The sequence below is a fragment of the Nocardiopsis sp. NPDC050513 genome (assembly GCF_044457925.1).
GTDB lineage: Bacteria > Actinomycetota > Actinomycetes > Streptosporangiales > Streptosporangiaceae > Nocardiopsis.
This window is the reverse complement of record NZ_JBITHK010000005.1, coordinates 149,211-171,381: the sequence shown is the minus strand read 5'-3', so window position 1 is coordinate 171,381 and position 22,171 is coordinate 149,211. Positions and strand designations below refer to the sequence as shown.

22 protein-coding genes and 1 pseudogene are annotated in these 22,171 nt (G+C 72.9%); 14 read left to right on the top strand and 9 right to left on the bottom strand.

Going from position 1 to position 22,171, the window contains the following annotated elements; translation table 11 throughout:
* Positions 1-179: 179 nt before the first annotated feature.
* The 4 genes from ACIBFB_RS11075 (at position 180) to ACIBFB_RS11060 (ending at position 3,780) form a co-directional block, all read left to right on the top strand.
* Positions 180-653, top strand: coding sequence for an SRPBCC domain-containing protein (locus ACIBFB_RS11075; protein ID WP_397228753.1), 474 nt, complete (start codon positions 180-182; stop codon positions 651-653).
* 173 nt (positions 654-826) lie between these two features.
* Positions 827-2,551 carry a pyridoxal-dependent decarboxylase gene (locus tag ACIBFB_RS11070; protein ID WP_397228751.1) on the top strand — a complete coding sequence of 575 codons (1,725 nt, stop codon included), beginning with the start codon at positions 827-829 and terminating at the stop codon, positions 2,549-2,551.
* Between the two features lie 186 nt (positions 2,552-2,737).
* Positions 2,738-3,283 (top strand): RNA polymerase sigma factor, encoded by a 546-nt coding sequence (locus tag ACIBFB_RS11065; RefSeq protein WP_397228749.1) that lies wholly within the window; start codon positions 2,738-2,740, stop codon positions 3,281-3,283.
* Complete coding sequence (locus ACIBFB_RS11060; RefSeq protein ID WP_397228747.1) at positions 3,280-3,780, top strand: transmembrane transport protein; 501 nt, start codon at positions 3,280-3,282, stop codon at positions 3,778-3,780. Before ACIBFB_RS11065 ends, ACIBFB_RS11060 begins: the two co-directional genes overlap by 4 nt.
* Positions 3,781-3,920: 140 nt before the next feature.
* Here the strand turns inward: ACIBFB_RS11060 and ACIBFB_RS11055 are convergent, their stop codons facing one another.
* From ACIBFB_RS11055 to ACIBFB_RS11040, 4 genes are all read right to left on the bottom strand, one after another.
* A complete protein-coding gene (locus ACIBFB_RS11055; protein WP_397228745.1) occupies positions 3,921-5,174 on the bottom strand; it encodes an arginine deiminase in 1,254 nt (417 codons plus the stop codon).
* Between the two features lie 13 nt (positions 5,175-5,187).
* Positions 5,188-6,630, bottom strand: a complete 1,443-nt coding sequence (locus ACIBFB_RS11050; RefSeq protein ID WP_397228743.1) for a basic amino acid/polyamine antiporter — start codon at positions 6,628-6,630, stop codon at positions 5,188-5,190.
* A 148-nt stretch (positions 6,631-6,778) separates the two neighbouring features.
* Positions 6,779-7,528 carry an NADPH-dependent F420 reductase gene (locus tag ACIBFB_RS11045; RefSeq protein ID WP_397228741.1) on the bottom strand — a complete coding sequence of 250 codons (750 nt, stop codon included), beginning with the start codon at positions 7,526-7,528 and terminating at the stop codon, positions 6,779-6,781.
* A gap of 38 nt (positions 7,529-7,566) precedes the next feature.
* Entirely contained in the window at positions 7,567-8,598 is a 1,032-nt protein-coding gene (locus ACIBFB_RS11040) for an LLM class flavin-dependent oxidoreductase (RefSeq protein ID WP_397228739.1), read from the bottom strand.
* Positions 8,599-8,757: 159 nt separating this feature from the next.
* On the opposite strand from ACIBFB_RS11040, the gene ACIBFB_RS11035 reads away from it, so the two are divergent.
* Positions 8,758-9,249, top strand: a complete 492-nt coding sequence (locus ACIBFB_RS11035; RefSeq protein ID WP_397228737.1) for a MarR family winged helix-turn-helix transcriptional regulator — start codon at positions 8,758-8,760, stop codon at positions 9,247-9,249.
* 47 nt (positions 9,250-9,296) lie between these two features.
* On the opposite strand, the gene ACIBFB_RS11030 is transcribed toward ACIBFB_RS11035, so the two are convergent.
* The gene (locus ACIBFB_RS11030; RefSeq protein WP_397228735.1) at positions 9,297-9,764 is read right to left on the bottom strand and encodes a MarR family winged helix-turn-helix transcriptional regulator; all 468 of its coding nucleotides are present in this window, start codon (positions 9,762-9,764) and stop codon (positions 9,297-9,299) included.
* 130 nt (positions 9,765-9,894) lie between these two features.
* Here ACIBFB_RS11030 and ACIBFB_RS11025 point away from each other — a divergent pair, with 130 nt between their 5' ends.
* Together ACIBFB_RS11025 and ACIBFB_RS11020 are read left to right on the top strand one after the other, a co-directional pair.
* Positions 9,895-10,095 carry a hypothetical protein gene (locus ACIBFB_RS11025; RefSeq protein WP_397228733.1) on the top strand — a complete coding sequence of 67 codons (201 nt, stop codon included), beginning with the start codon at positions 9,895-9,897 and terminating at the stop codon, positions 10,093-10,095.
* A complete protein-coding gene (locus ACIBFB_RS11020; RefSeq protein WP_397228731.1) occupies positions 10,092-11,081 on the top strand; it encodes a pirin family protein in 990 nt (329 codons plus the stop codon). The genes ACIBFB_RS11025 and ACIBFB_RS11020 overlap by 4 nt, the downstream gene beginning before the upstream one ends.
* A gap of 68 nt (positions 11,082-11,149) precedes the next feature.
* On the opposite strand, the gene ACIBFB_RS11015 is transcribed toward ACIBFB_RS11020, so the two are convergent.
* Positions 11,150-11,545, bottom strand: coding sequence for a RidA family protein (locus tag ACIBFB_RS11015; protein ID WP_397229255.1), 396 nt, complete (start codon positions 11,543-11,545; stop codon positions 11,150-11,152).
* A 136-nt stretch (positions 11,546-11,681) separates the two neighbouring features.
* Here ACIBFB_RS11015 and ACIBFB_RS11010 point away from each other — a divergent pair, with 136 nt between their 5' ends.
* Positions 11,682-12,773, top strand: coding sequence for a helix-turn-helix transcriptional regulator (locus tag ACIBFB_RS11010; protein ID WP_397228729.1), 1,092 nt, complete (start codon positions 11,682-11,684; stop codon positions 12,771-12,773).
* On the opposite strand, the gene ACIBFB_RS11005 is transcribed toward ACIBFB_RS11010, so the two are convergent.
* Positions 12,704-13,687, bottom strand: a complete 984-nt coding sequence (locus ACIBFB_RS11005; RefSeq protein WP_397228727.1) for a GlxA family transcriptional regulator — start codon at positions 13,685-13,687, stop codon at positions 12,704-12,706. The two genes, ACIBFB_RS11010 and ACIBFB_RS11005, sit on opposite strands and share 70 nt — an antisense overlap.
* A gap of 126 nt (positions 13,688-13,813) precedes the next feature.
* On the opposite strand from ACIBFB_RS11005, the gene ACIBFB_RS11000 reads away from it, so the two are divergent.
* Positions 13,814-14,710 carry an NAD-dependent epimerase/dehydratase family protein gene (locus ACIBFB_RS11000; protein WP_397228725.1) on the top strand — a complete coding sequence of 299 codons (897 nt, stop codon included), beginning with the start codon at positions 13,814-13,816 and terminating at the stop codon, positions 14,708-14,710.
* Between the two features lie 168 nt (positions 14,711-14,878).
* Here the strand turns inward: ACIBFB_RS11000 and ACIBFB_RS10995 are convergent, their stop codons facing one another.
* On the bottom strand, positions 14,879-15,433 hold the full coding sequence (locus ACIBFB_RS10995) for a chorismate mutase (RefSeq protein WP_397228723.1): 555 nt from the start codon (positions 15,431-15,433) through the stop codon (positions 14,879-14,881).
* Between the two features lie 183 nt (positions 15,434-15,616).
* On the opposite strand from ACIBFB_RS10995, the gene ACIBFB_RS10990 reads away from it, so the two are divergent.
* The gene (locus ACIBFB_RS10990) at positions 15,617-17,023 is read left to right on the top strand and encodes a flavin monoamine oxidase family protein (RefSeq protein ID WP_397228721.1); all 1,407 of its coding nucleotides are present in this window, start codon (positions 15,617-15,619) and stop codon (positions 17,021-17,023) included.
* 54 nt (positions 17,024-17,077) lie between these two features.
* On the opposite strand, the gene ACIBFB_RS10985 is transcribed toward ACIBFB_RS10990, so the two are convergent.
* Positions 17,078-17,869, bottom strand: coding sequence for a hypothetical protein (locus ACIBFB_RS10985; protein WP_397228719.1), 792 nt, complete (start codon positions 17,867-17,869; stop codon positions 17,078-17,080).
* Positions 17,870-17,988: 119 nt separating this feature from the next.
* Between ACIBFB_RS10985 and ACIBFB_RS10980 the strand changes: the two genes are divergently transcribed.
* From ACIBFB_RS10980 to ACIBFB_RS10965, 4 genes and pseudogenes are all read left to right on the top strand, one after another.
* Positions 17,989-19,803: a carbon starvation protein A gene (locus ACIBFB_RS10980; RefSeq protein WP_397228717.1), complete on the top strand. Its 1,815-nt coding sequence runs from the start codon at positions 17,989-17,991 to the stop codon at positions 19,801-19,803.
* Positions 19,804-19,824: 21 nt separating this feature from the next.
* Positions 19,825-20,139: a cory-CC-star protein gene (locus ACIBFB_RS10975; RefSeq protein ID WP_397228715.1), complete on the top strand. Its 315-nt coding sequence runs from the start codon at positions 19,825-19,827 to the stop codon at positions 20,137-20,139.
* A complete protein-coding gene (locus tag ACIBFB_RS10970) occupies positions 20,136-21,080 on the top strand; it encodes an ArsA family ATPase (RefSeq protein WP_397228713.1) in 945 nt (314 codons plus the stop codon). The genes ACIBFB_RS10975 and ACIBFB_RS10970 overlap by 4 nt, the downstream gene beginning before the upstream one ends.
* Positions 21,081-21,203: 123 nt before the next feature.
* A pseudogene (locus ACIBFB_RS10965) lies at positions 21,204-21,958 on the top strand (CDP-alcohol phosphatidyltransferase family protein); the annotation flags it as partial.
* Between the last annotated feature and the right edge of the window lie 213 nt (positions 21,959-22,171).

Sequence of the window (22,171 nt, the reverse complement as noted above, 5' to 3'; positions counted from 1 at the left end):
GGGCGCACCCTTCGGGTCGGTCGGGGATCGCTGGATCTCGCGTCCAGGGTCGGCCGTGGACCGGGCGGTCGCACGTCAACGCGCCGATCCGCGTCGGGGCGGGTGAACGCGGGCTCCTCCTCGTCCTCCGGGCTTGGCTAGCGTGGGTGGAGAAGGTCCGTGCGCGGGAGGTGGCGGTGGTGGGTGGAGCACAACGGCGCGTCGACCGGGCGAGCAGGGCGGTCCGGGCGACCGCCGAGGCGGTCTACGCCGCGATGACCGAACCGGAGGCCCTCCAGGCCTGGCTGCCGCCGGAGGGGATGACCGGGAGGATCGAGCGCTTCGAGCCGTGGCCCGGGGGAGGGTTCCGCATGGAGCTGACCTACCTCGACCCCGGGACGGGGCGGGGCAAGTCGTCGGAGTCGGGTGACGTCGTCGAGGTCGAGTTCGTCGAGTTCGTGCCGGAGGAGCGGATCGTGCAGCGGGCGGAGTTCGACTCGCCGGATCCCGCGTTCGCCGGGACGATGACGATGACGTGGAGCCTGACCGACCACCCGGAGGGGACGCTGGTGACCGTCGAGGCGGTCGGCGTGCCGGAGGGGATCTCCCAGGAGGACCACGAGGCGGGGTTCGCGTCGTCGCTGGCCCACCTGGCGGCCCACGTCGAGGGGTGACGCCGTCCTCGGGCGGTGGCCGACGACGCCCGGGATGATCACAGTGGGTTTGCGATAAGTTACACATGGTATTGGACGACGGTGGGTGCGGCCACACCCCTCCGAGGCAATGAACGTGACTGGCGGTTCTCTCCGCCGGTCACGCTTCTCGTTCCCACAGTCTTGGAGGCGACATGGACAGCGGCATGCGCGGTTCCACCGCGCAGACGGCGCGCTCGACCGCCACGGCACCGCCGAGCATCACCGCCAGAGGCCGACGGCAGCAGGCGCTGCCCGAGCTCGACCAGGCCCGGTTCAGGCTCAAACCGGGCGGGCTCGGCAAGGAGAGGGGCAGGATCCTGGGCGAGTTCCAGAAGTACCTGGACTTCTACCACAGGAACTTCCTCGGCTACCAGGTCAACCAGGATCTCAGCGATGTCGGCTCCGACCTGGTGAAGATGCTCGGCGTGCACACCAACAACATCGGCGACCCGTTCAAGGACGGCAACCTGCGCACCCACACCAAGCACATGGAGCGCGCGGTGCTCGCCTACTACGCGGACCTGTGGGGGATCAGGCCCCACGACGAGAAGGACCCCGAGAGCGCGTGGGGCTACGTGCTGAGCATGGGCTCGTCGGAGGGCAACATCTACGGTCTGCTCAACGCCCGCGACTTCGTGTCCGGCAAGTACCTGATGATGGAGCGCATGGAGCGCGACAGCCAGATCCCGCAGCTGGCGATGGCCCAGGCCGAACCGGTCGGGGACAACCCGAACGCCACCGCTCCGGTGATCTTCTTCTCCCAGGACTCCCACTACTCGGTCGCCAAGAGCGCGCACACGCTCGGGATCCCGACGTTCGGCGAGATGGGCAACGACCCGGCCAGGGACTACCGGAAGGACGCCAGGAGGGTCATGGGCACCGAGTCCTGGCCCACCGAGGTCCCGTCCCGCCGCGACGGCGACATCGACCTCGACAGGCTCACGGCCGCGGTGGACTACTTCGCCGAGAAGGGCCATCCCGTGGTGGTCGTGCTCAACCTGGGCACCACGTTCAAGGGCGCCTACGACGACGTCGAGTCGGCCGTCCGCAGGCTGGGCGAGGTGTTCGAGGAGCGGGGCCTGTACGACCGCCGGTTCAGGGTCCGGCGGGGCGGGAAGGAGGAGGAGATCACGCGCGACGGCTTCTGGATCCACGTCGACGGCGCGCTGGGGGCCAACTACGTTCCGTTCCTCGCCAAGGCGGGCATCGACGTCCCGGAGTTCGACTTCCGGCTGTCCAGGCCGGGGGTGAGCTCGATCGTGGCCAGCGGGCACAAGTACCCCGGCTGCCCGTGGCCGTGCGGGGTGTTCATGACGCGGCGCAGACTGCAGCTCCAGCCGCCGCCCATGGCCGAGTACGTCGGCTCTCCCGACACCACCTTCGCCGGGTCGCGCAACGGGTTCTCCGCGGCGGTGCTGTGGAACTTCTTCGCCAAGTACTCCCACGAGCAGCAGACCGAGATGGCCGAGAGCTGCCACGACATGGCCGAGTACACCCTCAAGCGCCTGCGGAAGAAGGTGGAGCCCAAGCTGGAGAAGCGGGGCTGGGACCCCCTGGACAGCGAGCTGACCGGTCACTCGCTCAGCGTCCGGTTCCGCGCGCCCGTCCAGAGCATCATCCAGAAGTACTCCCTGGCCACGGTCACCGTCCCGGCCGGAGGGCAGCAGGTGAAGACCTACGTGCACCTGTTCACCATGCCGCACGTGACCCGGAAGCTGATCGACCAGCTGATCGCGGACCTGTCGCGTGACGACGCCTTCCCGAAGAGCGCCGTGCGCCCGATCGCCCCGCAGGCGCTGATCCCGGCGCAGTACACGCCCGAGGACGAGGCGGGCGTGCTGCACGCGGTCGCCATGACCGACCGCGGCTTCGCCTGATCCGGGAACGGGCCGGGGATCCGGCATCGCGGCCGCGCCCTCGCGAGCGCGGCCGCCCGCCCGGCGGCGCCCTCCCGGAGGGCCCGCGCGGCCTGACCGCCCGACGGCCGGGGCGACCGCCCCCGTGAACCTTTCCGCCCCCCGCACCGACTCTCCCGGTGAACGGTGGCGCGACGGGGAGGTGCGGTGGGCGGCGACGGACGGCGCGACGGTCTGGTGGTGGTGCGCTGCCAACTGGGGGAGCGGGAGGCGTTCCGCGAACTGGTGCGCGCCTGGCACGCACCGTTGTGGCGCTACGTGCGGAGCATGGTCGGCTCCGCGCACCTCGCGGACGACCTCGCTCAGGAGGCATGGGTCGCGGTGCTGCGCGGACTGCCGCGGCTGCGGCAGCCGGAGCGGTTCGCCCCGTGGCTGTTCACCATCGCCCGTCGCGTGGTGGTCGACCACCTGCGCCAGGCGTACCAGGCGCCGGAGACCTCCGTGGAGGAGGTGGAGGCCGCCCTCGACGACGACTCCCTCAGCGGTGTGCTGACCACCATGCAGGTGGAGGCCGGACTCGACGGGCTGCCGCCGCTGGAGCGTGAGGTGCTGGTGCTGTTCCACCTGCAGGATCTGCCGTTGGCCGCCTGCGCGGAGGTGCTCGGCGTGCCGCCCGGCACGGTCAAGAGCAGGCTGCACCGCGCGCGGCGCATGTTGCGAAGCGTCCTCGCCGAGAAGGGATACGAGGCATGAACGAGCAGAACCCCCAGGCTCAGCGGGGGGTACCCGGGGAACTCGACCGCGTGCTGGCCGCGGAGGTCTCACTGGGATCGCGGATGCGTCACCTGGCCGTGGGACTGGCGGGGGCGTGCGGGGCGGCGCTGGTCGCGGTGCTGTGGGCCACCGAACCGCACCCGCTCCCCGTGCGCACCCAGGTCGCCTTCGCCGGACTGGTCGCCGTCGGGCTCGCCTGGGCGGTCTTCTCCGGATGGGTGCTGACCAGGCGCCGACCGCTGTTCGCGCGGGACCGGGTGCTGGGCGCCCGGCTCGCGCTCGCGGTCACCGTGGTGACCGGTGCGGCCGGGACGGCGCTGGCCGCGGCACGCGCCACCCCGACCGAGGCGCTGACCGTCGCCGTGGTCGGAGCCGCCCTCGCCGTCGCGGCGGGAGCCGTCCTGCTCCGGGCGCGGCACCGCCGCCGTGAGCTGCTGCGGTTGCGCGACGCCCTGCGACGGGACACCGCCTCATGACACCTGGGGGCACCCCTCCCGACGCGTGGTCGCGGGCCCGCCCCTCCGCTCCCTGGCGGAGGGCCGGGCCCGCTCCGCCGGTTCGGCCAGGGAGGCGCACGGACCCGGCGCCGCGGTCGGAGCGCGGTGTCCGTGCGGGCTCAGTCGAGCGGGTCGCGGGCGATCGGACAGGTCATGCAGTGCCCGCCGCCGCGCCCGCGGCCGAGCTCGGCGCCGACGATGGTGACGACCTCCACCCCGGCCCTGCGCAGCGCGGCGTTGGTCAGGGTGTTGCGGTCGTAGGTGAACACCACGCCCGGCTCGACGGCGACGGCGTTGTTGCCGCTGTTCCACTGCTGGCGTTCGGAGGCGTAGACGTCGCCGGCGGTCTCCACGACGCGCAGACGGGGCAGGCCCATGGCGTCGGCGACGACGTCGACGAAGCGGGCGTCCCCCTCGTCGGTGACCTCCACGCCCGGAGCCCGGTCGGACGGCCGGAGGGAGAAGGCGTGGATCCCGTCGACGATCGCCGGGTGCACGGTGACCAGGTCGCGGTCGGCGAAGGTGAACACGGTGTCGAGGTGCATCGCCGCGCGCAGCCGGGGCATCGCGGCCACGACGACGCGCTCGGCCGCCCGGGCGTCGAACAGGGCCTTGGCGAGCTGGGTGATCGCCTGGCGGGAGGTGCGTTCGCCCATCCCGACGAGCAGGGCGCCCTCGCCCACGGGCATGACGTCGCCTCCCTCCAGGGTGGCCCTCCCCCAGTCACGCTCGGGGTCCCCCCACCACACGGTCGACTCCGCCAGCTCCGGGTGGAAGCGGTAGACCGCCTTCATGAGCAGGGTCTCGTCGCGCCGGGCGGGCCAGTACAGCGGGTTGAGCGTCAGTCCGCCGTAGATCCAGCACGTGGTGTCGCGGGTGTAGAGCGTGTTGGGCAGCGGCGGCAGCAGGAACTCGCGGTCGCCGTGGCACGTCCGGGCGATCGACGCGTCGTCCGTCAGGAAGTCGGGGGAGACGTCGGAGACCGTCAGGCCGCCGATGAGGTGGCGTGCCAGCTCGCGGTCGGAGAGGGAGTCGAGGTAGGCGCGCGTGCCCTCGACCAGGCCGAGTCCGACCTGGTCGGGGACGACCGTGCGGTCCAGGAGCCAGGTCCGGGCGCCGGGGACGGCCATGGTCTGCGCCAGTAGGTCGTGCAGCTCGACGACCTGCACACCCCGGTCGGTCAGCTTGTCCACGAAGTCGAGGTGGTCGCGCTGCGCGGCCTCGACCCACATCACGTCGTCGAACAGCAGGTCGTCGGAGTTGGTGGGGGTCAGGCGCTCGTGGGCGAGCCCCGGGGAGCACACGAGGACCTTGCGCAACCGTCCGACCTCGGAGTGGACGCCGAGCGCGGGTGCGGTGGAGCCGAGTGCCATGCGCCTGCCTTTCTCAGAGGGTGATCCATCCGGCGCCGAGCCCGGCCAGGCCGACCGCCGCCCCGATCACCACCGCGGTGAAGAGGACGAGCTCGCGGGCGGAGAACACCCGTTCACCCCGTTCGCGCCGGGTGCGCGCGAACAGGAGCGTCGCGGGGACGTAGAAGACGCAGCCCAGTAGCACCAGTCCGATCCCGGCCGCGTAGACCAGGAAGACCGTGTACACCGTGGCCGCCAGGGCGATCGCGAGTTCGCGGCGCCGCGTGGAGGGGAGGTCGTCGGCGTAGGTCTCCCGCGTCGCCGCGAGCCTGACGGCGTAGGCGGCCGTCAGGAGGTAGGGGAACAGCGACAGCGCGGCGGTCAGGTTCAGCGCGAAGTCGAACGCGTTCGCGGAGAAGAGGGTGACGACCAGGACGGCCTGGGTGAGCAGCGTGGTGAGCAGCAGTGCGTTGACCGGAACGTCCCTGTCGTCGGTCACCGCCAGGAAGCGCGGCATGTCCCGGTCCTCGGCCGCGACGAACAGCACCTCCGCGGCCATGAGCGTCCACGCCAGGTAGGCGCCCAGGACCGAGACCAGCAGCCCCACCCCGACCATCGCGCCGCCCCACGGGCCCACGGCGGACGCCAGGACCCCGGCCATCGACGGCTGGGGCAGCTCGGCGATCTGGCTCATCGGCAGGATCCCGTAGGACACGATCGTCACCGAGGCGAAGACGGCGGAGACGCTGAGGAACCCCAGGACCGTGGCGCGACCGACGTCACTCCTGCGCCGGGCGTGGCGCGAGTAGACGCTCGCGCCCTCGACGCCGAGGAAGACGAACACCGTGATGAGCATGGTCTCGCGTACCTGCTCGAACAGTGATCCGGTGTAGTCGGCGCCGGTGAGGTTCTGGGCGAACACCTCAGGGTCGAGCAGGTAGGCCGCCAGCAGCACGAAGACGAGGATCGGGACGACCTTCGCGATCGTCACGACCCGGTTGACCGCGTTGGCCTCCCTGACGCCCCGCTTGACGAGGTGGTAGAAGCACCACAGGCCGACCGTCGACACCAGCGCGGCGACGAACCCGCCCCCCGCGAGGAGCCCGGGGAAGACGGCGCCCAGCGTCGACGTGATGAGGATCCAGTAGGTCACGTTGCCGACACACGCGCCCGCCCAGTACCCGACCGCGGAGAGGAAGCCCGCGAACTCGCCGAACCCGGCCCTGGCGTAGGCGTACACACCGGCGTCGAGGTCGGGCCTGCGCAGCGCCAGGCTCTGGAAGACCAGGGCGAGCGTGAGCATGCCCGCCCCCGCGACCGCCCACGCGACGAGCGCGCCGAGGACCCCGGCCTCCTGGGCGAAGCGCTGGGGGAGGGAGAACACGCCGGCGCCGACCATGGACCCGACGACCAGGGCCATGAGGCTGAGGAGGCCGACCTTCTCCGTGCTCCTCGCGGAGTTCCGCCGCTCTGTCAACTCACCGGAGCCCTTCTCCGCGCCGCCGTCCGGCGGGTGCCGTGGGACTGTTCACGCCCGCTCGGCGATGCTCGCAGCGATATGCCCCGCGTTCACGTCAACACGCTGGGCGTCGGCGCGTGGGCTTGGGCCGCCGCTCAGCGGCCGGTCACGGCTCGGACCGGTCGGCGGTCCGGTGCGCCCCGACCGTTTCCGCCGCGGCTGCGGCACGGGCGTCGGCGATGATCCGCCCCCGCTCGGAATCCGGGAAGCGGTCGAGCGCGGCACGGACCCGGTCGGCGTCCACGTCAGCGCCGAAGAGCTCGGTGCCCGGTTCGAAGCGCATGCCGTCGGCGAGGGGACCCGCGACGACCGGTTCGAAGCCGAGCGAGTCGACGAGGGCGGCCACGGCGGCGACGTCGTCGGGGCCGTCTCCCGCGACGGCGACGGCGATGCGCCCGTCGTGCCCGGCGGGGCGGGCCGTGTCCTCCAGGTCGTGGTACCCGACGTGGTTGAACGCCTTGACCACCCGGGAGGCGGGGAGGAACCCCTGGACGATCTCGCTCGTGGAGGTGCGTGGATCGGTGAGGTCGTCGCGGACGCCGTCCACCTCCCACCAGTAGTTCATGGCGTCGATGACGAGCTTTCCGCGCAGCGCCTCGGCGGGCACGCGGCGGTACTTGCCCAGTGGCAGCGCGAGGACGACGACGTCGGCCCGGGCCGCGGCGTCGGCGGCCGTCGCGGCGACCGCTCCCGGGGTGAGCACGTCGACGGTGAGGGCGATCTCCTCGGGGGCGCCGGAGCCGGCGATGAGCACCCGGTGACCGGCGGCCAGGGCGAGCCTGGCGAGCACGGTGCCCAGTTTTCCGGCTCCGAGGATGCCGACGCTCAGCGCTCCGTTCGAGGCCCTGTCGTTCATGTCCCGCTCCAGTTCGCGTTGTCGTGTCCGAGGAGGCGTCAGCCGGCGAGGATGTCGCGGACCATGGGGATCACCGTGGAGCCGTACAGCTCGACGGCGCGCAGGCGGGCGCTGGCCGGTTGCGATCCCCCGGTGTAGACGAGGTCGAACCGGCCCACGTCCAGGCTCGTGACCGTGTCCGCGATCTTGCGCGCGACGGTCTCCGGCGCACCGATGTAGAGGGACCCGTGCTCGATCTCGGCGGCGAACTCCTCGCGGCTGACCGGCGGCCAGCCGCGCTGGGCGCCGATGCGGTCGCGGATGACCCGGTAGCGCGGCCAGAACACCTCCCTCGCCTCCTCGTCCGTGTCGGCGACGAAACCGGGGGAGTGCATGCCGACCGGATGCGCGGTCGTGCCGAACTGTTCGGAGGCGCGGCGGTACAGGTCGACGTAGGAGGCGAAGCGCCGGGGCGGGCCGCCGATGACGGCGAGCATGAGCGGCAGGCCGTGGCGTGCGGTGCGGATGACGGACTGGGGTGAACCGCCGACGCCCACCCAGGCGGTGAGGCGTCCCGACTCCGTCTTCGGGAAGACGTCGGCGTGCTCGATCGGGGCGCGCGTGGTGCCGCTCCAGGTGACCGGTCCCTCGTCGAGCAGCTTCACGAAGAGGTCGAGCTTCTCCTCGAACAACGTGTCGTAGTCGCGCAGGTCGTAGCCGAACAGCGGGAAGGACTCGGTGAACGAGCCGCGGCCGAGGACGACCTCGGCCCGGCCTCCCGACAACGCGTCCACCGTGGCGAAGCGCTGGAACACGCGGACCGGGTCGTCCGAGCTCAGCACGGTGACGCCCGAGGAGAGCCGGATGCGCGAGGTGCGTGCGGCGATCCCGGCGAGAACGGTCTCCGGGGTGGAGATCGAGTACTCCGGTCGGTGGTGCTCGCCGAGGGCGAGGACGTCGACGCCGAGTCCGTCCGCCAGCACCGCCTCGTCGACGACCTGGCGGATGGCGGCGGCGTGGGAGAGCAGCGCGCCGGCATCGTCCTCGGGCACGTCGCCGAAGGTGTCGAGGCCGAACACGAGATCGGACATGGGAGGGCTCCTTCGCGAGCGGTTCCCGGACGCGTGGGGCGACCTCGCGGCCGAGCCGTTCGTCCGCCTCGGGCGGCGTCCGGCGCCGCCCGAGGGATCCACAAGTAGTTGACGCGTCAATCGTATAGCATGCGGTTGACGCGTCAACAAGGAGATGCCATGACGGAGGACACACCCCGGCGGCGGGCCGGGCGCCAGTTGCCGACCGCCGAGGAGCTGCGGATCTGGAGGGGCTTCGTCGAGACGACCGAGGCGCTGCGCTCCGAGCTCGCCGCCCGGCTGCAGAAGGAGGCCTCCCTGTCGGCGAGCGACTACCCCGTCCTGCTCGCCCTCAGCGAGGCGCCGCTGCGGCGGATGCGCTCCTCGGACCTGGCGGCGGGTATCGGGTGGGAGCGCAGTCGCCTGTCCCATCACCTGCGACGGATGGAACAGCGCGGACTCATCCGCCGTGAGGAGTGCGCCACCGACAGCCGGGGCGCCGAGGTCGTGCTCACCCCGGACGGCGCCACGGCGTTCCGGGGGGCGACCGTTCCGCACCTGCGCGCGATCCGCGAGCTCTTCGTCGACGCGCTCACTCCCGAGCAGCTCGCCGCGGCGGGCGGGATCGCCGCGGCGCTCCGCGCGCGTCTGGACGCACCGCGCGGCGGGTGACGGCCGGGGGCGCTGTCGCACACCGCCCCCGTGCACGGCGCCGGGCGTCATCGTGACACGTCGTCCATGTGGTCGAGGATGCGCTCGCAGATCAGTCCGAGCGTGGCGAGCTCGTCCGGGGTGAGCGCGTCGACGACCAGCCGCCGGACCATCGCCGCGTGCCGCGGCGCCGCGGCTTCGATGGCCCGGCGGCCGGCGGGCGTGAGGGAGACGGAGCGCCCGCGCCCGCCCTCGGCGGACGAATCCCGGGCGACCAGTCCCCGCCTGGCCATTCTCGTGATCTGGTGCGACAGGCGGCTCTGCTCCCACTCCACCGCCTCGGCCAGGTCCGAGAAGCTCCGCCGGCCGGCCGGGACATCGGTCAACGCGACGAGGATCTCGTAGTCGGCGCCGGACAGCGTGGAGTGCGCCTGCAGGTCGCGGACCAGCGTGGCGTCGAGCCCCTGGTGGAGGCGGACGAAGGTGCGCCAGGCGTGCTGCTGGGCGGGGGTCAGCCAGGGCGGTGTGTCGTTCATGCGCGATGAGCCTACCTGCCACTTGACATGTCATGTGCCGATCCGGCTAAAGTGGTTGACGCGTCAATTGTTGCGGCGGCGCGGCGCCCGGCCGCCTCCACGTCCCGCCCATCCCACCCCGGGAGCACCCGTGAACATCGTCCCGTGGATCCTGGCCGCGGTCGGGCTCGTCCTGCCCGCCGTGGTCGCCTGGGGCCGCTTCGGCCCCTACCCCTTCGCCTGGGCCGCGAGAACGACGGCGCTGGCCGCCACCGGGCGCGGTCGGCGCGGCGCAGCCGCACGCGGCTGCCGTGACAAGCTTTCCGATGGAGACAGGAGGTGGTCTCGGTGAGCAACGTGGAAGCCGAGCCAGTCGAGATCAGGTGCGGGGAGTCGGTGGACGACCGGCGGACGGACGAGGCGCCGCGGGTCGACGTACTCACCCCGCGGGACGTGCCCCTGGGCGGGCCCCGGGCGATGTCCGTGCGCCGGACCCTGCCGCAGCGGGACAGGACGCTGATCGGGGCCTGGTGCTTCGCCGACCACTACGGTCCGGACGAGGTCGACCGGACCGGCGGGATGGAGATCCCTCCGCATCCGCACACCGGCCTGCAGACCGTGAGCTGGCTGTTCAGCGGGGAGGTCGAACACCGCGACAGCCTCGGCAGCCACACCCTCGTCCGGCCCGGCGAGCTGAACCTCATGACGGGCGGCTACGGCATCAGCCACTCGGAGGTCTCCACACCGCGCACCACCGTCCTGCACGGAGTCCAGTTGTGGGTGGCGCTGCCCGACGAGCACCGCGGCGCCGAGCGGGACCTCCGGCACCACGTACCCGAGCCCGTGCGGATCGAGGGGGCCGAGATCAGGGTGTTCCTGGGCTCGCTCGCCGGAGACGTCTCCCCCGTGCGGACGTTCACACCGCTGCTCGGCGCCGAGATCACCCTCCGACCGCGTGCGACGGTCACCCTCGCCGTGGACGCCTCCTTCGAGCACGGCCTTCTCGTGGACCGCGGGGACATCCGCATGGCCGGCACCCCGCTGGGTCCGGCGGAACTCGGCTACCTCCACCCCGGAGCGGAGGCCCTGACGCTCGCGAACGCCTCGGACGTCCCGGCACGCGCGATCCTGCTCGGCGGCACCCCGTTCGAGGAGGAGATCCTCATGTGGTGGAACTTCGTGGGCCGCACCCACGAGGACATCGTCCGGGCCCGCCAGGAGTGGGAGGCCGCCTCCGACCGCTTCGGCGTCGTCGAGGGCTGTCCGGGGGGTCGCCTCCCCGCGCCCGCCCTGCCCAACGCCACCCTCATGCCGCGCCGGAATCCTCCGCGCCGCTGATCCCCGGCGCGCTGGAGGACGGGGCCGCCCGTGCCGGCGGGACCGGCAGGGGCGGCGGAGGCGCGGCGTCAGGCGACGGCGGTTCCCTCGAGTTCGACCATCTGGCCGGGGACCGCCAGGCGGGCCACCCCGAGCATCGTGGTGGCCGGCGCGACCCCGGCCGCGCCCAACCGCGCCGCCAGCACGCCGTAGTGCGGGAACAGCAGATCGACGTCGGTGGTGTAGACGTTGAGCCGGACGAGGTTCGCGAGGGACATGCCGGCCTCGCCGAGCACGGCCTCCAGGTTGTCCAGGCTCAGCGCCAGCTGCGCCGCCATGTCGCCGTCGTGCCGGGGTTGGCCGTCGGCGTCCATCGCGGTCTGGCCGGAGCAGTACAGGGTGCGGGTGTGCCCGGAGACGAGCTCGCCCTGGTTGAATCCCATCTCCAGCGACCACGTCACCGGGTTGACCGCCGTTCGTTCCATCGCCATGTCGGCTCCATACGCTTCGTCGGGAGTACCTGCGTCCGTCGACCCGGCAGCGGCCGTCGTCGACGTCGTGGTGAGGAGCCTGCCGACAAATCACGACATCCTCGGTCATGTTTTCCGATAACGTCCTCGCATGCGCGCCGACAGGTTGGTCTCCTTGGTGCTGTTGCTGCGTCAGCGCGGCCGGATGACCGCGGACACGCTGGCCCGCGAGCTGGAGGTCTCCACCCGCACCGTGCTGCGCGACATCGAGGCGCTGTCCGCGGCCGGCGTCCCGGTCTACGCCGAACGCGGTCGGCACGGCGGGTTCGCGCTGCTGCCCGGCTTCCGCACCGAGCTGACCGGGCTGAACCACGACGAGGCCCTGGCCCTGCTGACCGCCGTGTCGGGGCGCGGCGAGCGGGTGTTCGGTCTCGGCTCGGCGCTCGCTTCGGCCATGCGCAAGGTGGTCGACGCGCTGCCCGAGAGCCATCGGGCCAGCGCGAGCGACGCCGCCCGACGGCTGCTCGTCGAGCCGGAGACCGACCTGCTCCCACGGCGGTCGGCCGCCGAGGCCGTTCCCGACGCCACGATGGCCGGGGTCCGGCGCGCGGTGCTCGCCGGGCACAGGCTGCGCGTCCACTACGCGGCCGCGGACCAGCCGCCGCGGTGGCGCACGGTGGACCCGATCGGCCTGGTCACCGTCCGCGACCGGGGCTACCTGCTGGCCACGAGGGCCGGGGCGGACCGCACCTACCGGCTGTCGCGGATCCTGGCCGCCGAGGAGCTCCCCGAACCGGCGCGGCGACCGCCCCGGGTCGACCTGGACCGGATCTGGCGGGAACGCTGCGCGCGGTTCCTGTCCGAGGGGCACATCACCGTGCTGGTACGGGTGAGTCCGGCGCGGCGGGAGGAGCTGTTGGGCACCGCGCTGGCCGTCCGGGCGGAGGAGCCCGAGGCGGACGGTCGGCTGCGCCTGGAGGTGACCTTCCAGGACTCCCGGCACGCCGAATGGGCGCTGTGGCAGCTCGACACGGACGCCGAAGCCCTCGCGCCGCCGTCGCTGCGCGCCGCGCTGCGCGACCGAGCCGCCGCGGTCGCGGCCCGCCACACGGACGCGTCCCGCCCGTCGGGGCACGGCCAGCCACCGACAGCCCCCGGCGTCCGTGACGCGGGTCAGGACGCCGGAGAAGCGGCCGAGTGTCCGGATCCCGCGTGCGCCGGGTGGGCGAAGGCGGCCCGGTAGGCGCTGGGAGTCATCCCGAGCCGGCGGTGGAGGTGCTGGCGGAGCGACTCCGCGGAACCGAGGCCGCTGCGGTGGGCGACCTGGTCGACCGTGAGTCCGGTGGCCTCCAGCAGCTCGCGGGCGCGCAGCAGCCGCTGTTCGAGCACCCACTGGAACGGGGTCAGGCCGGTCTCGGCGGTGAAGCGGCGGGTCAGCGTCCGCACGCTGACCTTGGCGTGCAGGGCCAGGTCGTGCAGCGAGATCGGCCGGTCGAGGTGCCTCAGCGCCCAGGCGCGGGCTTCGGCCAGCGACGCACCGGTCTCGGGCGGCAGCGGGGTGGACACGAACTGCGCCTGCCCGCCGTGGCGCACCGGAGTCACGACGGCGGCGCGGGCCGCCGCGTTGGCCACGGCCGCGCCGTGGTCGGAGCGGATCAGGTGGAGGCACAGATCGATTCCGGCGGCCGAGCCCGCGCCGGTGAGGATCCGGTCGTCCTCGGTGAACAGGACGTCGGCGTCCACCCGCACCGCGGGAAAGGCCCCCCGCAGCTCCTCGGCCAGCGCCCAGTGGGTGGTCGCGGGGCGGTCGTCGAGGAGCCCGGCCTGGGCGAGCACGAACGCGCCGCTGCAGATGGAGGCGATGCGCCTGCCCGCCGCGTGCGCCTCCCGCAGGGCGTCCAACGCGGCCGGGTCGGCGTCGTGGCGGCTCCCGGTCGAGGGGACGATCACCGTGTCGGAGGCCGCGACCGCCTCCAGGCCGGTGCGGATCACCACGTCGATGCCACCGGAGGCGGCGACCGTGCCGGGCGAGGCCGTGCAGACGGTCACCTCGTAACCCGGCCTCCCCTCGGCCTCGGCGGCGCCGAGCAGGGTCGAGGGCATGGCCAGGTCGAACGGCTTGACGGGGGGCACGGCCAGGACTGCGACGCGATGCATGGCTGGATCCTTGGGTGGAGTGGCATTCAGGCCACTAGGCTACGCGGCCCGCGCAGGACAGAGTGGGGACCGCGAACGGGCCCGTCGCACGCCACCTTCCACCGCAAGGAGAACGGAGACCACACCATGGTCGAACACGCCGTCATCGGGGCGGGCGCCGTCGGGATCGCGACCGCCAGGAGACTGGCCGACGGCGGCGACCGCGTCCGCCTCATCACCCGGAGCGGATCAGGTCCCGACCACCCCGGGATCGAGCCGATCCCCCTGGACGCCGGCCGTACCGAGGAACTGTCGGAGGCGATCGCGGGAGCCGCCGTCGTCGTCAACGCCGCCATGACCGCCTACCACACCTGGCCGGAGACGCTGCCGCCGCTGTTCGCCTCCGTGCTGGCGGCGACCGAACGGGTCGGCGCCGACTACGTCATGCTCGGCAACCACTACGGCTACGGTCCGACCGACGGGCCCGTCACCGAGGCCACTCCGATGCGACCGAGCTCGCGCAAGGGCCGGGTCCGGGCCGAGCTGTGGCACCAGGCCAAGGCCGCGCACGACGGGGGCCGACTGCGCGTCACCGAAGTGCGCGCCGGCCAGTTCCTGGGCCCGGGGGCGGTCTCGGAGTTCACGCTCCTGGTGGAGCCGCGGGTCCGCATCGGCGAACTGGCGCTCGTCTGCGGGGATCCCGACGCGGCCCACTCCTTCTCCTACACCGAGGACGTCGCGGCCGCCCTGGTCGGAGTCGGCAGCGACGAACGGGCCTGGGGCCGGGCCTGGCACGCTCCGGTCATCACCGTGTCCCCGCGCGAGGCCGCGACCCGCTTCGCCGAACTGCGCGGTGCGCCCGCTCCGCGCCTGGAGCGGCTGACCGAACGGGACCTGGCGCTGCTGGCCCTCACCGACCCGGTGTGGCAGGAGTTCGCCGAGCTGGACTACATGGCCGACCGTCCCTTCACCGTCGACGACGGCGATCTCCGGGACGTCTTCGGGATCGGGGCCTCGACGCTCGACCGGGCGTTGTCGGCCTGAGCCCTCGGCGGGGGCGGTCGGGGCCCTCGGCGCGTCCGGGGGCCCCGACGCCGGGCGCCAGGCCGGTGGTCCCGCTCCTGGCGGACCCGCCCGAGTCGACGATCCGCTCCCCGACCCTGTCCGCCACGCCGGCGGGACCGCTTCCGCCGCCCGCCTCCGCGCGTCGGGTCAGACGCAGACGGAGGGCAGCGCGCGCACCAGCCCGGTCGTGTACAGCGGGTCGAACCCGTACCCGGCGGCGACGCGGTGGGTGTCCCGGGCCAGGGTTTCGAAGCAGCCCGGCCGGGACCGCAGCTCCTCGGTGGCCTTGAGCTCCTCCACGAGCTCGGCGGTGATCCGGTCCAGCACCGGGCGCAGCTCGGACAGGTCGGGTTCCTCCAGGGGAGCCCTGCCCGGGTCGAGGCGCCACTGGTTGATCAGCCCGCGCTGCACGAACTTGTTGGCCTCGATCTGGTCCCGCGTCACCGCGGTCGCCACCCGCGGGTCCAGCCTGGCGCGGCGGGCCTGGTCGGCCACGGCCGCCAGGATCTGCTCCTCGCGCACCGGATCGTCGACCGCGGCGTCCGTGTGCCACTTGGCCGCCGCGATCGCCTCGGCGACGGTGACCCGCTCGGCGGACAGTTCCACCAGGTCCCCGAGGTCGCCCAGCTCCCTCGCTCCGGCGGGAGCGGCGAAGAGGGTCGCGGACAGGGCCAGGGTCACGGGGAGCACGAGCGCACGCACGGTCGTTCCTTGGGATCGGTGGTCGAGGGACACATGAATCTAACAGAACGCACCCATGCGATGTCGGTGTGTCACCATGGCATGGTTCGGGTGCGCGCCGCGCCGCGCCGGGGTGTCGGCCGCGGGAGTGTTCATTTGTGCACATAGGGTCACGATCGTTGGTTGCACACGAGAGGACACGTGATGGCTGACCCGTCAGACGTCAGTGCGCAGACCGTTGGGGAACCGGCCGCCGAGGATCCGGCCGCCGAGGAACAGGGGGCGCGGGAGGTCGCACCGCGCGGTCGCGAGGCCGCTCCCGGACGGGGCCACACCATCGTGGTGGGCGCCGGGATGGCGGGCCTGGCCGCCGCGACCCGGCTCGCGGACGCGGGCGAGCGGGTCACCGTGGTCGAGGCCCGGGGCCGGATCGGCGGGCGCGTCCACTCGATCCGGACCTGGGAGGGGTTCACCATCGACGCGGGCGCCTCCTGGATGCGCGGCGAGGAGAACAACCCGCTCGCCGTGCTCGTCCGCGAGGTCGGCGCCAGGACGGCCGTGTTCAACCGGTCCACCGAGACCGCCTACGACCCCAAGGGCCGCAGACTCCTCTTCGACCGGCACCGCCGCAACATGGAGGACGTCAACCTCCTCCACGAGCACATGTACTGGGCCAACGTCGGCGCCGACCCCAGCGAGTCCATGGAGGAGGGCATCCAACAGGCCCTCTACGACGCCAACCTGGTCCGGGCCCGCGCCCGCGACGCGAGCGAGATCGTCCACCGGATCATCGAGGCCGACCACGGGGCCGACGCCTCGGAGGTCGCCTTCAGCTCCGTGGCCGCGCTGCACGAGTTCAGCGGCGACGACGTCGTCTTCCCCGACGGGATGAGCGAGCTCACCGACCACTTGGCCGAGGGGCTGGACGTGCGCCCGCACCACGTCGTGCTCGGGGTCTCCCACGACGACGACGGCGCCGCGGTCCGCGTCCAGACCCCCGACGGGGAGGAGACCCTGACCGCCGACCGCGTCGTGGTGACCCTCCCGCTGGGCGTGCTCAAGACCGGACAGGTCGGGTTCGCGCCCGAGCTGCCCGAGGACAAGCGCGTCGCGATCGAACGCCTGGGCAACGGCCGCCTGGAGCAGCTGTTCCTGCTGTTCGACGATGTGTTCTGGGGCGACGCCGAGGTCATCGTGCACCTGGGCACCGAGGCGGGCACCTGGTTCCACTGGTTCGCGGGACAGCGCATCCGGGGCGTGCCCGTCCTGGTCTGCCGCAACGGCGGCAACGCGGCGAAATTCCTGGCGGAGATGGAGGAGGGGGACGTCGTCGAGCACGCGGTGGCCTCGCTGCGCGCCATGTTCCGCAGGGCGCCGGACCCGGTCGACCACTACCTCACGCACTGGACGGACGACCCGTTCGCCCGTGGCGCCTTCTCCTTCACGGCCGTCGGATCGGGGGACCGCGACCGCGAGGCGCTCGCCGCCCCGGTGGCCGGCCGGCTGTACTTCGCGGGCGAGGCCACCGAGATCGAGAACACCGCCACCGTGCACGGCGCGCTGCTGTCCGGCCTGCGCGCGGCCGACCTCGTCCTGGGCGTGGAGGAGTAGGACGGGAGCCATCGTGCCGGTCCCGGAACCGGCCCACCCGTCAGCCGCGGCCCGTCAGCGGACCAGCCGCCGCTCGGCGGCGCTGATCCCCGCGCGGCACGCGCGCTCCACCTGCCGGTGGTTGCGCAACCGCTCGAACAGGCCGAACGGCCGCGGGTCCGGGTCGGGACCGCCGTCGGCCCCGGTGACGCTCAGCGTCTGTCCGTCCAGCGTCCCGCTCCGGCTCCAGCGCTCCCAGCGCTCGTAGTCCGGGCTGGCGTGGTGGCCGAAGACGAACGCCGCCTCGCCGACACCGTCCGGGTCGCGTCCGTCGCGCAGCCACAGCTCCACCTCGCCGCCCGCCTCGCAGGACCAGTCCGCGGCGGTGACCACGTCCACGCTCACGTCCGCGTCGACCTCCCGCACCAGCAGCGCGTCGCTCGGGCGCGTGCGCGCGGGGATGTGGTGGACGCGGTCGACGTCGACCAGGCTCACCACGGCACGCGACATCCACCACCAGTTCTCCCGGCGCGCCATGAGACTGCCCGCGCGCAGCCGGGTGGGCGGGTGTTTGCGCACCTCCTGTTCGACCAGGTCTCCGCCGAACTCCGACCCGTCCAGGTCGAGGCGGACCTGGATGCGGCCCACGGCGACCAGGGTCGGTTCGTCGGGTCCGGCGGCCGTCGTCAGGCAGAACGCGGCACGGTTGAGCAGGGAGTCGACGACGGACAGGTAGGCCAGGGGGAGCGCGACGCAGGGGTGGTCCGCCAGCAGCGGAACGACCGGCACGCCGACGGGTCCGCCGTCGGACAGCCAGCACATCTCACCAGCCGGGGAGCGGCGCCACGCCGTGTCCAAATCGTTCACATCCAACCTTTTCCGTGACGTGAGTCTCATGTTAATTTCTCGGGACTGTACCCGCATCCTCCAGCCGAAAGCACCCGCAGGTCAGCCACCACACGGGTGCCGACACGCAAGGAACTCCCATGCCTGCCGTGGCCGTCCTCCTCGGGGCCCTGGCGCTGTTCGCGCTCGGCTACCGCTACTACTCCGTCTACCTGGCCAAGCGGGTCTACCAGCTGGACCCGGCCTTCGTGACCCCCGCCCACGCCTACCAGGACGGGGTGGACTACCTCCCCACGAACAAGCACATCGTCTTCGCGCACCACTTCATCTCGGTGGCGGGCGCCGCACCCATCGTCGGCCCCGCCATCGCGGTGTTCTGGGGGTGGGGGCCGGCCCTGCTGTGGGTCGTGCTGGGCACGATCTTCGCCTCCGGCGCGCACGACTTCGGATCGATCGTGGTGTCGGTGCGGCACAAGGGCCGCAGCATCGGCACGCTGGCCAGCGACGTGATCAGCGCCCGTGCCCGCGTGATGTTCCTGCTGATCATCTTCTTCCTGGTGACCATGGTCAACGCCGTGTTCGCCGTGGTCATCGCCGGGCTGTTCATCGCCAACCCCGCGTCGGTCCTGCCCGTCCTGGTCACCGTCCCGCTGGCGATCGGGGTCGGCCAGGTGGTCTACCGCCGCCGCACGGCCGCGCTCATCCCGTCGGTCATCGCGCTGGTGGTCGTCTACGCCTGCATCCCGCTCGGCCAGATGGTGCCGATCACCGTCGACCCGATCGCGAACGCCTTCGGCGTCGACGCCTCCGTGGTGTGGATGGTGCTGCTGTTCGCCTACACCTTCTTCGCCTCGCGTCTGCCCGTGTGGATGCTGCTCCAGCCGCGCGACTACATCAACCAGCACCAGATGCTGATGGCGCTGGTCGTCATCATGCTCGGTGTGGTCGTCGGCATGGACGCGATCGAGGCGCCCGCCTTCCGCGGCGGCCTGCCCGAGGACTCGCCGTCGATCTTCCCGCTCCTGTTCATCACCATCGCGTGCGGCGCGGTGTCCGGCTTCCACAGCCTGGTCGCCTCCGGGACCACGTCCAAGCAGCTCGACAAGGAGACCGACGCCCGGTACGTGGGCTACCTCAGCTCCCTGGGCGAGGGCACCCTCGCGGTCTGCTCGATCCTCGCCTGCACCGCCGGGATCATGGTGTTCTCCGCCAACCAGGACCTGACCTGGAACCAGCTGTACGTCGACTGGGAGACCGCCAGCGGCGGCGCCGGCGGCCGGTTCGTGCAGGGCGTGGCCGGGTTCGCCGGAAACCTCGGGGTGCCCGAGAGCGTCGGCCTGGTCTTCGCCAGCGTCGTGGTGGTCAGCTTCGCCGCCACCACGCTGGACACCGCCGTCCGCCTCCAGCGGTACACCATCCAGGAGATCAGCACCATCGTGGCCGACCGGGCGCGCGAGGGCGGGGGCGTCCACCGGCTGTTCACCTTCCTGGCCCGCAACATCACCGTGGCCACACTGATCGCGGTCGCCCTGCCCCTGGCCCTGGCGCTGGTTCCCGGCGACTTCGCCCTCGGCACGCTGTGGCAGCTGTTCGGCACCACCAACCAGCTGACCGCGGGCCTGGCGCTGTCGGTCATCGCGGTCTGGGTGACCAAGCGCGGCCGCAACCCGATCGTCATCCTCGTGCCGCTGGTCTTCCTCGTCGCGATGACCTCCTGGGCGCTGGTCATCCAGTTGGTGAACTTCGTCGGCGCCGAGGACCCGCTCCAGCGGTTCGTGCTCGCGCCGCTGGACGCCGCCATCTTCGCCCTGTCGCTGTGGATGACCGTCGAGGCCGCGATCGCCCTGCGCCGGGCCTTCCTGGCCCGCCGCGCCGGGGCCGTCGAGGAGTCCCCGAAGACGGAGGGGGACGCGCCGGTCGAGACCGCCGCCGAGGGGGCCGACGACGGTGCCTGACCCGAGCACGGGTGCCCGGGCGTGAGCACCGACCGCGCCACCGCCGCCGGGTCCGGCCCCCTGGGCCGGGCCTGGCGGCGCGCCGCCGCCTCCTGGCGCCGCTTCGAGGCGTTCCACCAGGCGGTGTTCGAGGCGCGGTGGGGCCACGCCCGCCAACGCGAGGCCCGCACCCAGCAGGACACCCTGCGGGCCCTGCTCATGCTGGAGACCCTGGGCGTCGACAACCCCGTCGCCTACGAGACCCTCGACCTGATCCCGTACATGGTCGCCGACCTGCACGAGTGGCACCAGCGCCTGGGCCGCGAGGACTTCGGCGCCCCCGGAGGCTGCTGTTGACCACCCCGCCCCCGTCCTCCCCGCCGCCCGCCGCGCCGATCGTGTTCGTCGGCGGCAAGGGCGGCGTCGGCAAGACCACCCTGGCCGCCGCGCACGCCCTGGCGCTGGCCGACGCGGGCCGCCGCGTCCTGGTGCTCTCCACCGACCCCGCCCACTCCCTGGGCGACGCCCTGGAGACCCCCCTGTCCGACGACCCGGCGCCGGTCGCGCCGGGTCTGTGGGCGGCCGAACCCGACGCCGACGCCGCCGTGCGCCGCCGCATCGCCCAGGTCGCCGAGGACGCCCGCCGCGCCGTCCCCCGCGAGGTCATGCCCGCCGTCCACCGCCACCTGGACCAGGCGGGCTCCAGCCCCGGCATGGCCGAGTCCGCGCTGGCCGACCTGCTCGTCGACCGCATGGAGGAGGTCGGCCGGCGGTGGGACCACCTGGTCGTGGACAGCGCCCCGACCGGCCACCTCCTGCGCCTGCTGCACCTGCCCACCCTGCTCACCCCGTGGGTCGTGGGCCTGACCCGCCAGCGCGAACGCGCCCGCAGGGCCGAGGCCCTGGCCGACGTCGTGGGCGGCCCGGAGGACGGGGCCGACGACCCCCTGCTGGAACGGCTGCACGCCCGCCGCCACCGGCTGGAGCGCGCCGCCGCCCGCCTTCGGGAGGACGCCGTCGTCACGCTCGTGACCCTGCCCCGGCGCATGGTGCTCGCCGAGACCGGGCGCGCCGTCGACCGGCTCGCCGAGGCCGGGTTCCGCCTCGCGCCCGTCATCGTCAACCAGATCCCGCCCGAGGGCACGGCGGGCCCCGACGGCGCCGACGCCCTCGCCCGCACCGAGGAACGGTTCGCGCACCTGGGCGTCGTGCGCGTACCCCTCCAGGACGCCGAGCCCACCGGACCGGACCGACTGCGCCGACTCGTGCCGTTCCTGGGCGCGGTCCCGGGCCGGTGAGCCGCCCGCAAGGCACGTCACACCAGGTGGCGGCCGTGGTGGCGGGAAACGGCACCGCCGCCCGCTATCGTTGGCGCTATGGGGCGATCCGGGGACGACGGCAGACGCGAGGCGGGGGGCGACGTGGCCGGACCGGTGGTCAGTGACCGGATCTGGACGGTCCCCAACCTGTTGAGCCTGCTCCGGCTGCTGGGCGTCCCCGTCTTCCTGTGGCTGGTCCTGGGGCCGCAGGCCGACTGGTGGGCCCTGCTGGTGCTCGCCTTCGCCGGGCTCAGCGACTGGCTCGACGGCAAGATCGCCCGGGCCTGGAACCAGACCTCGCGCCTGGGCACGGTGCTCGACCCGCTGGCCGACCGGCTCTACATCTTCGCCGCCCTGCTCGGCCTGGTCGTCCGCGGCATCATCCCGTGGTGGCTGATGGCGATCCTGGTGCTGCGCGACGTCCTCATCCTCGGCGCGCTGCCGCTGCTGCGCCATTTCGGATACGGGCCCCTGCCGGTCAACTTCGCGGGCAAGGCCGCCACGCTGTGCCTGCTGTACGCGTTCCCCCTGCTGTTCATCGCCGGGCACACGGCGATCGTCTCAGATGTGGCGCGGATTATAGGTTGGGCGTTCGCGCTCTGGGGAACGGCTCTGTATTGGTGGGCCGGACTGCTTTATGCCGTACAGGGGCTGCGCCTGATCGCCCAGACCCGCCGCGACGAACGCGCTGATCACACCGGCGGACGGACGGACGCCGAGGACAGCGACCCAGAGCGGCCGAGACACGGATCGACCCGATCCGACCGACCACACGACCGCTGACGGAGGAACCCGGAGCGGAAGGCGACGGACGCGCCACGGGACCGGCCCGGGAACCGGTCCGAACACGAACCGGCGGAACGGCTCACCGCGAATCCTGTCGGATCGAGAGGGAGTGTCATCTCCGCCATGAGAACATGTCCCACCGCGTGCGACGCCGCGCGCTCCCACCCCCGCACAGCGACCCCCGACGGAAGCGCCGTTCGGAGGTCCCGCCGATGACCGACACCGGCGCCCAGAGCGACCCGACCGCCCGGACCCCCGCGGCCGCCGACACCCCGGCCGCGCCC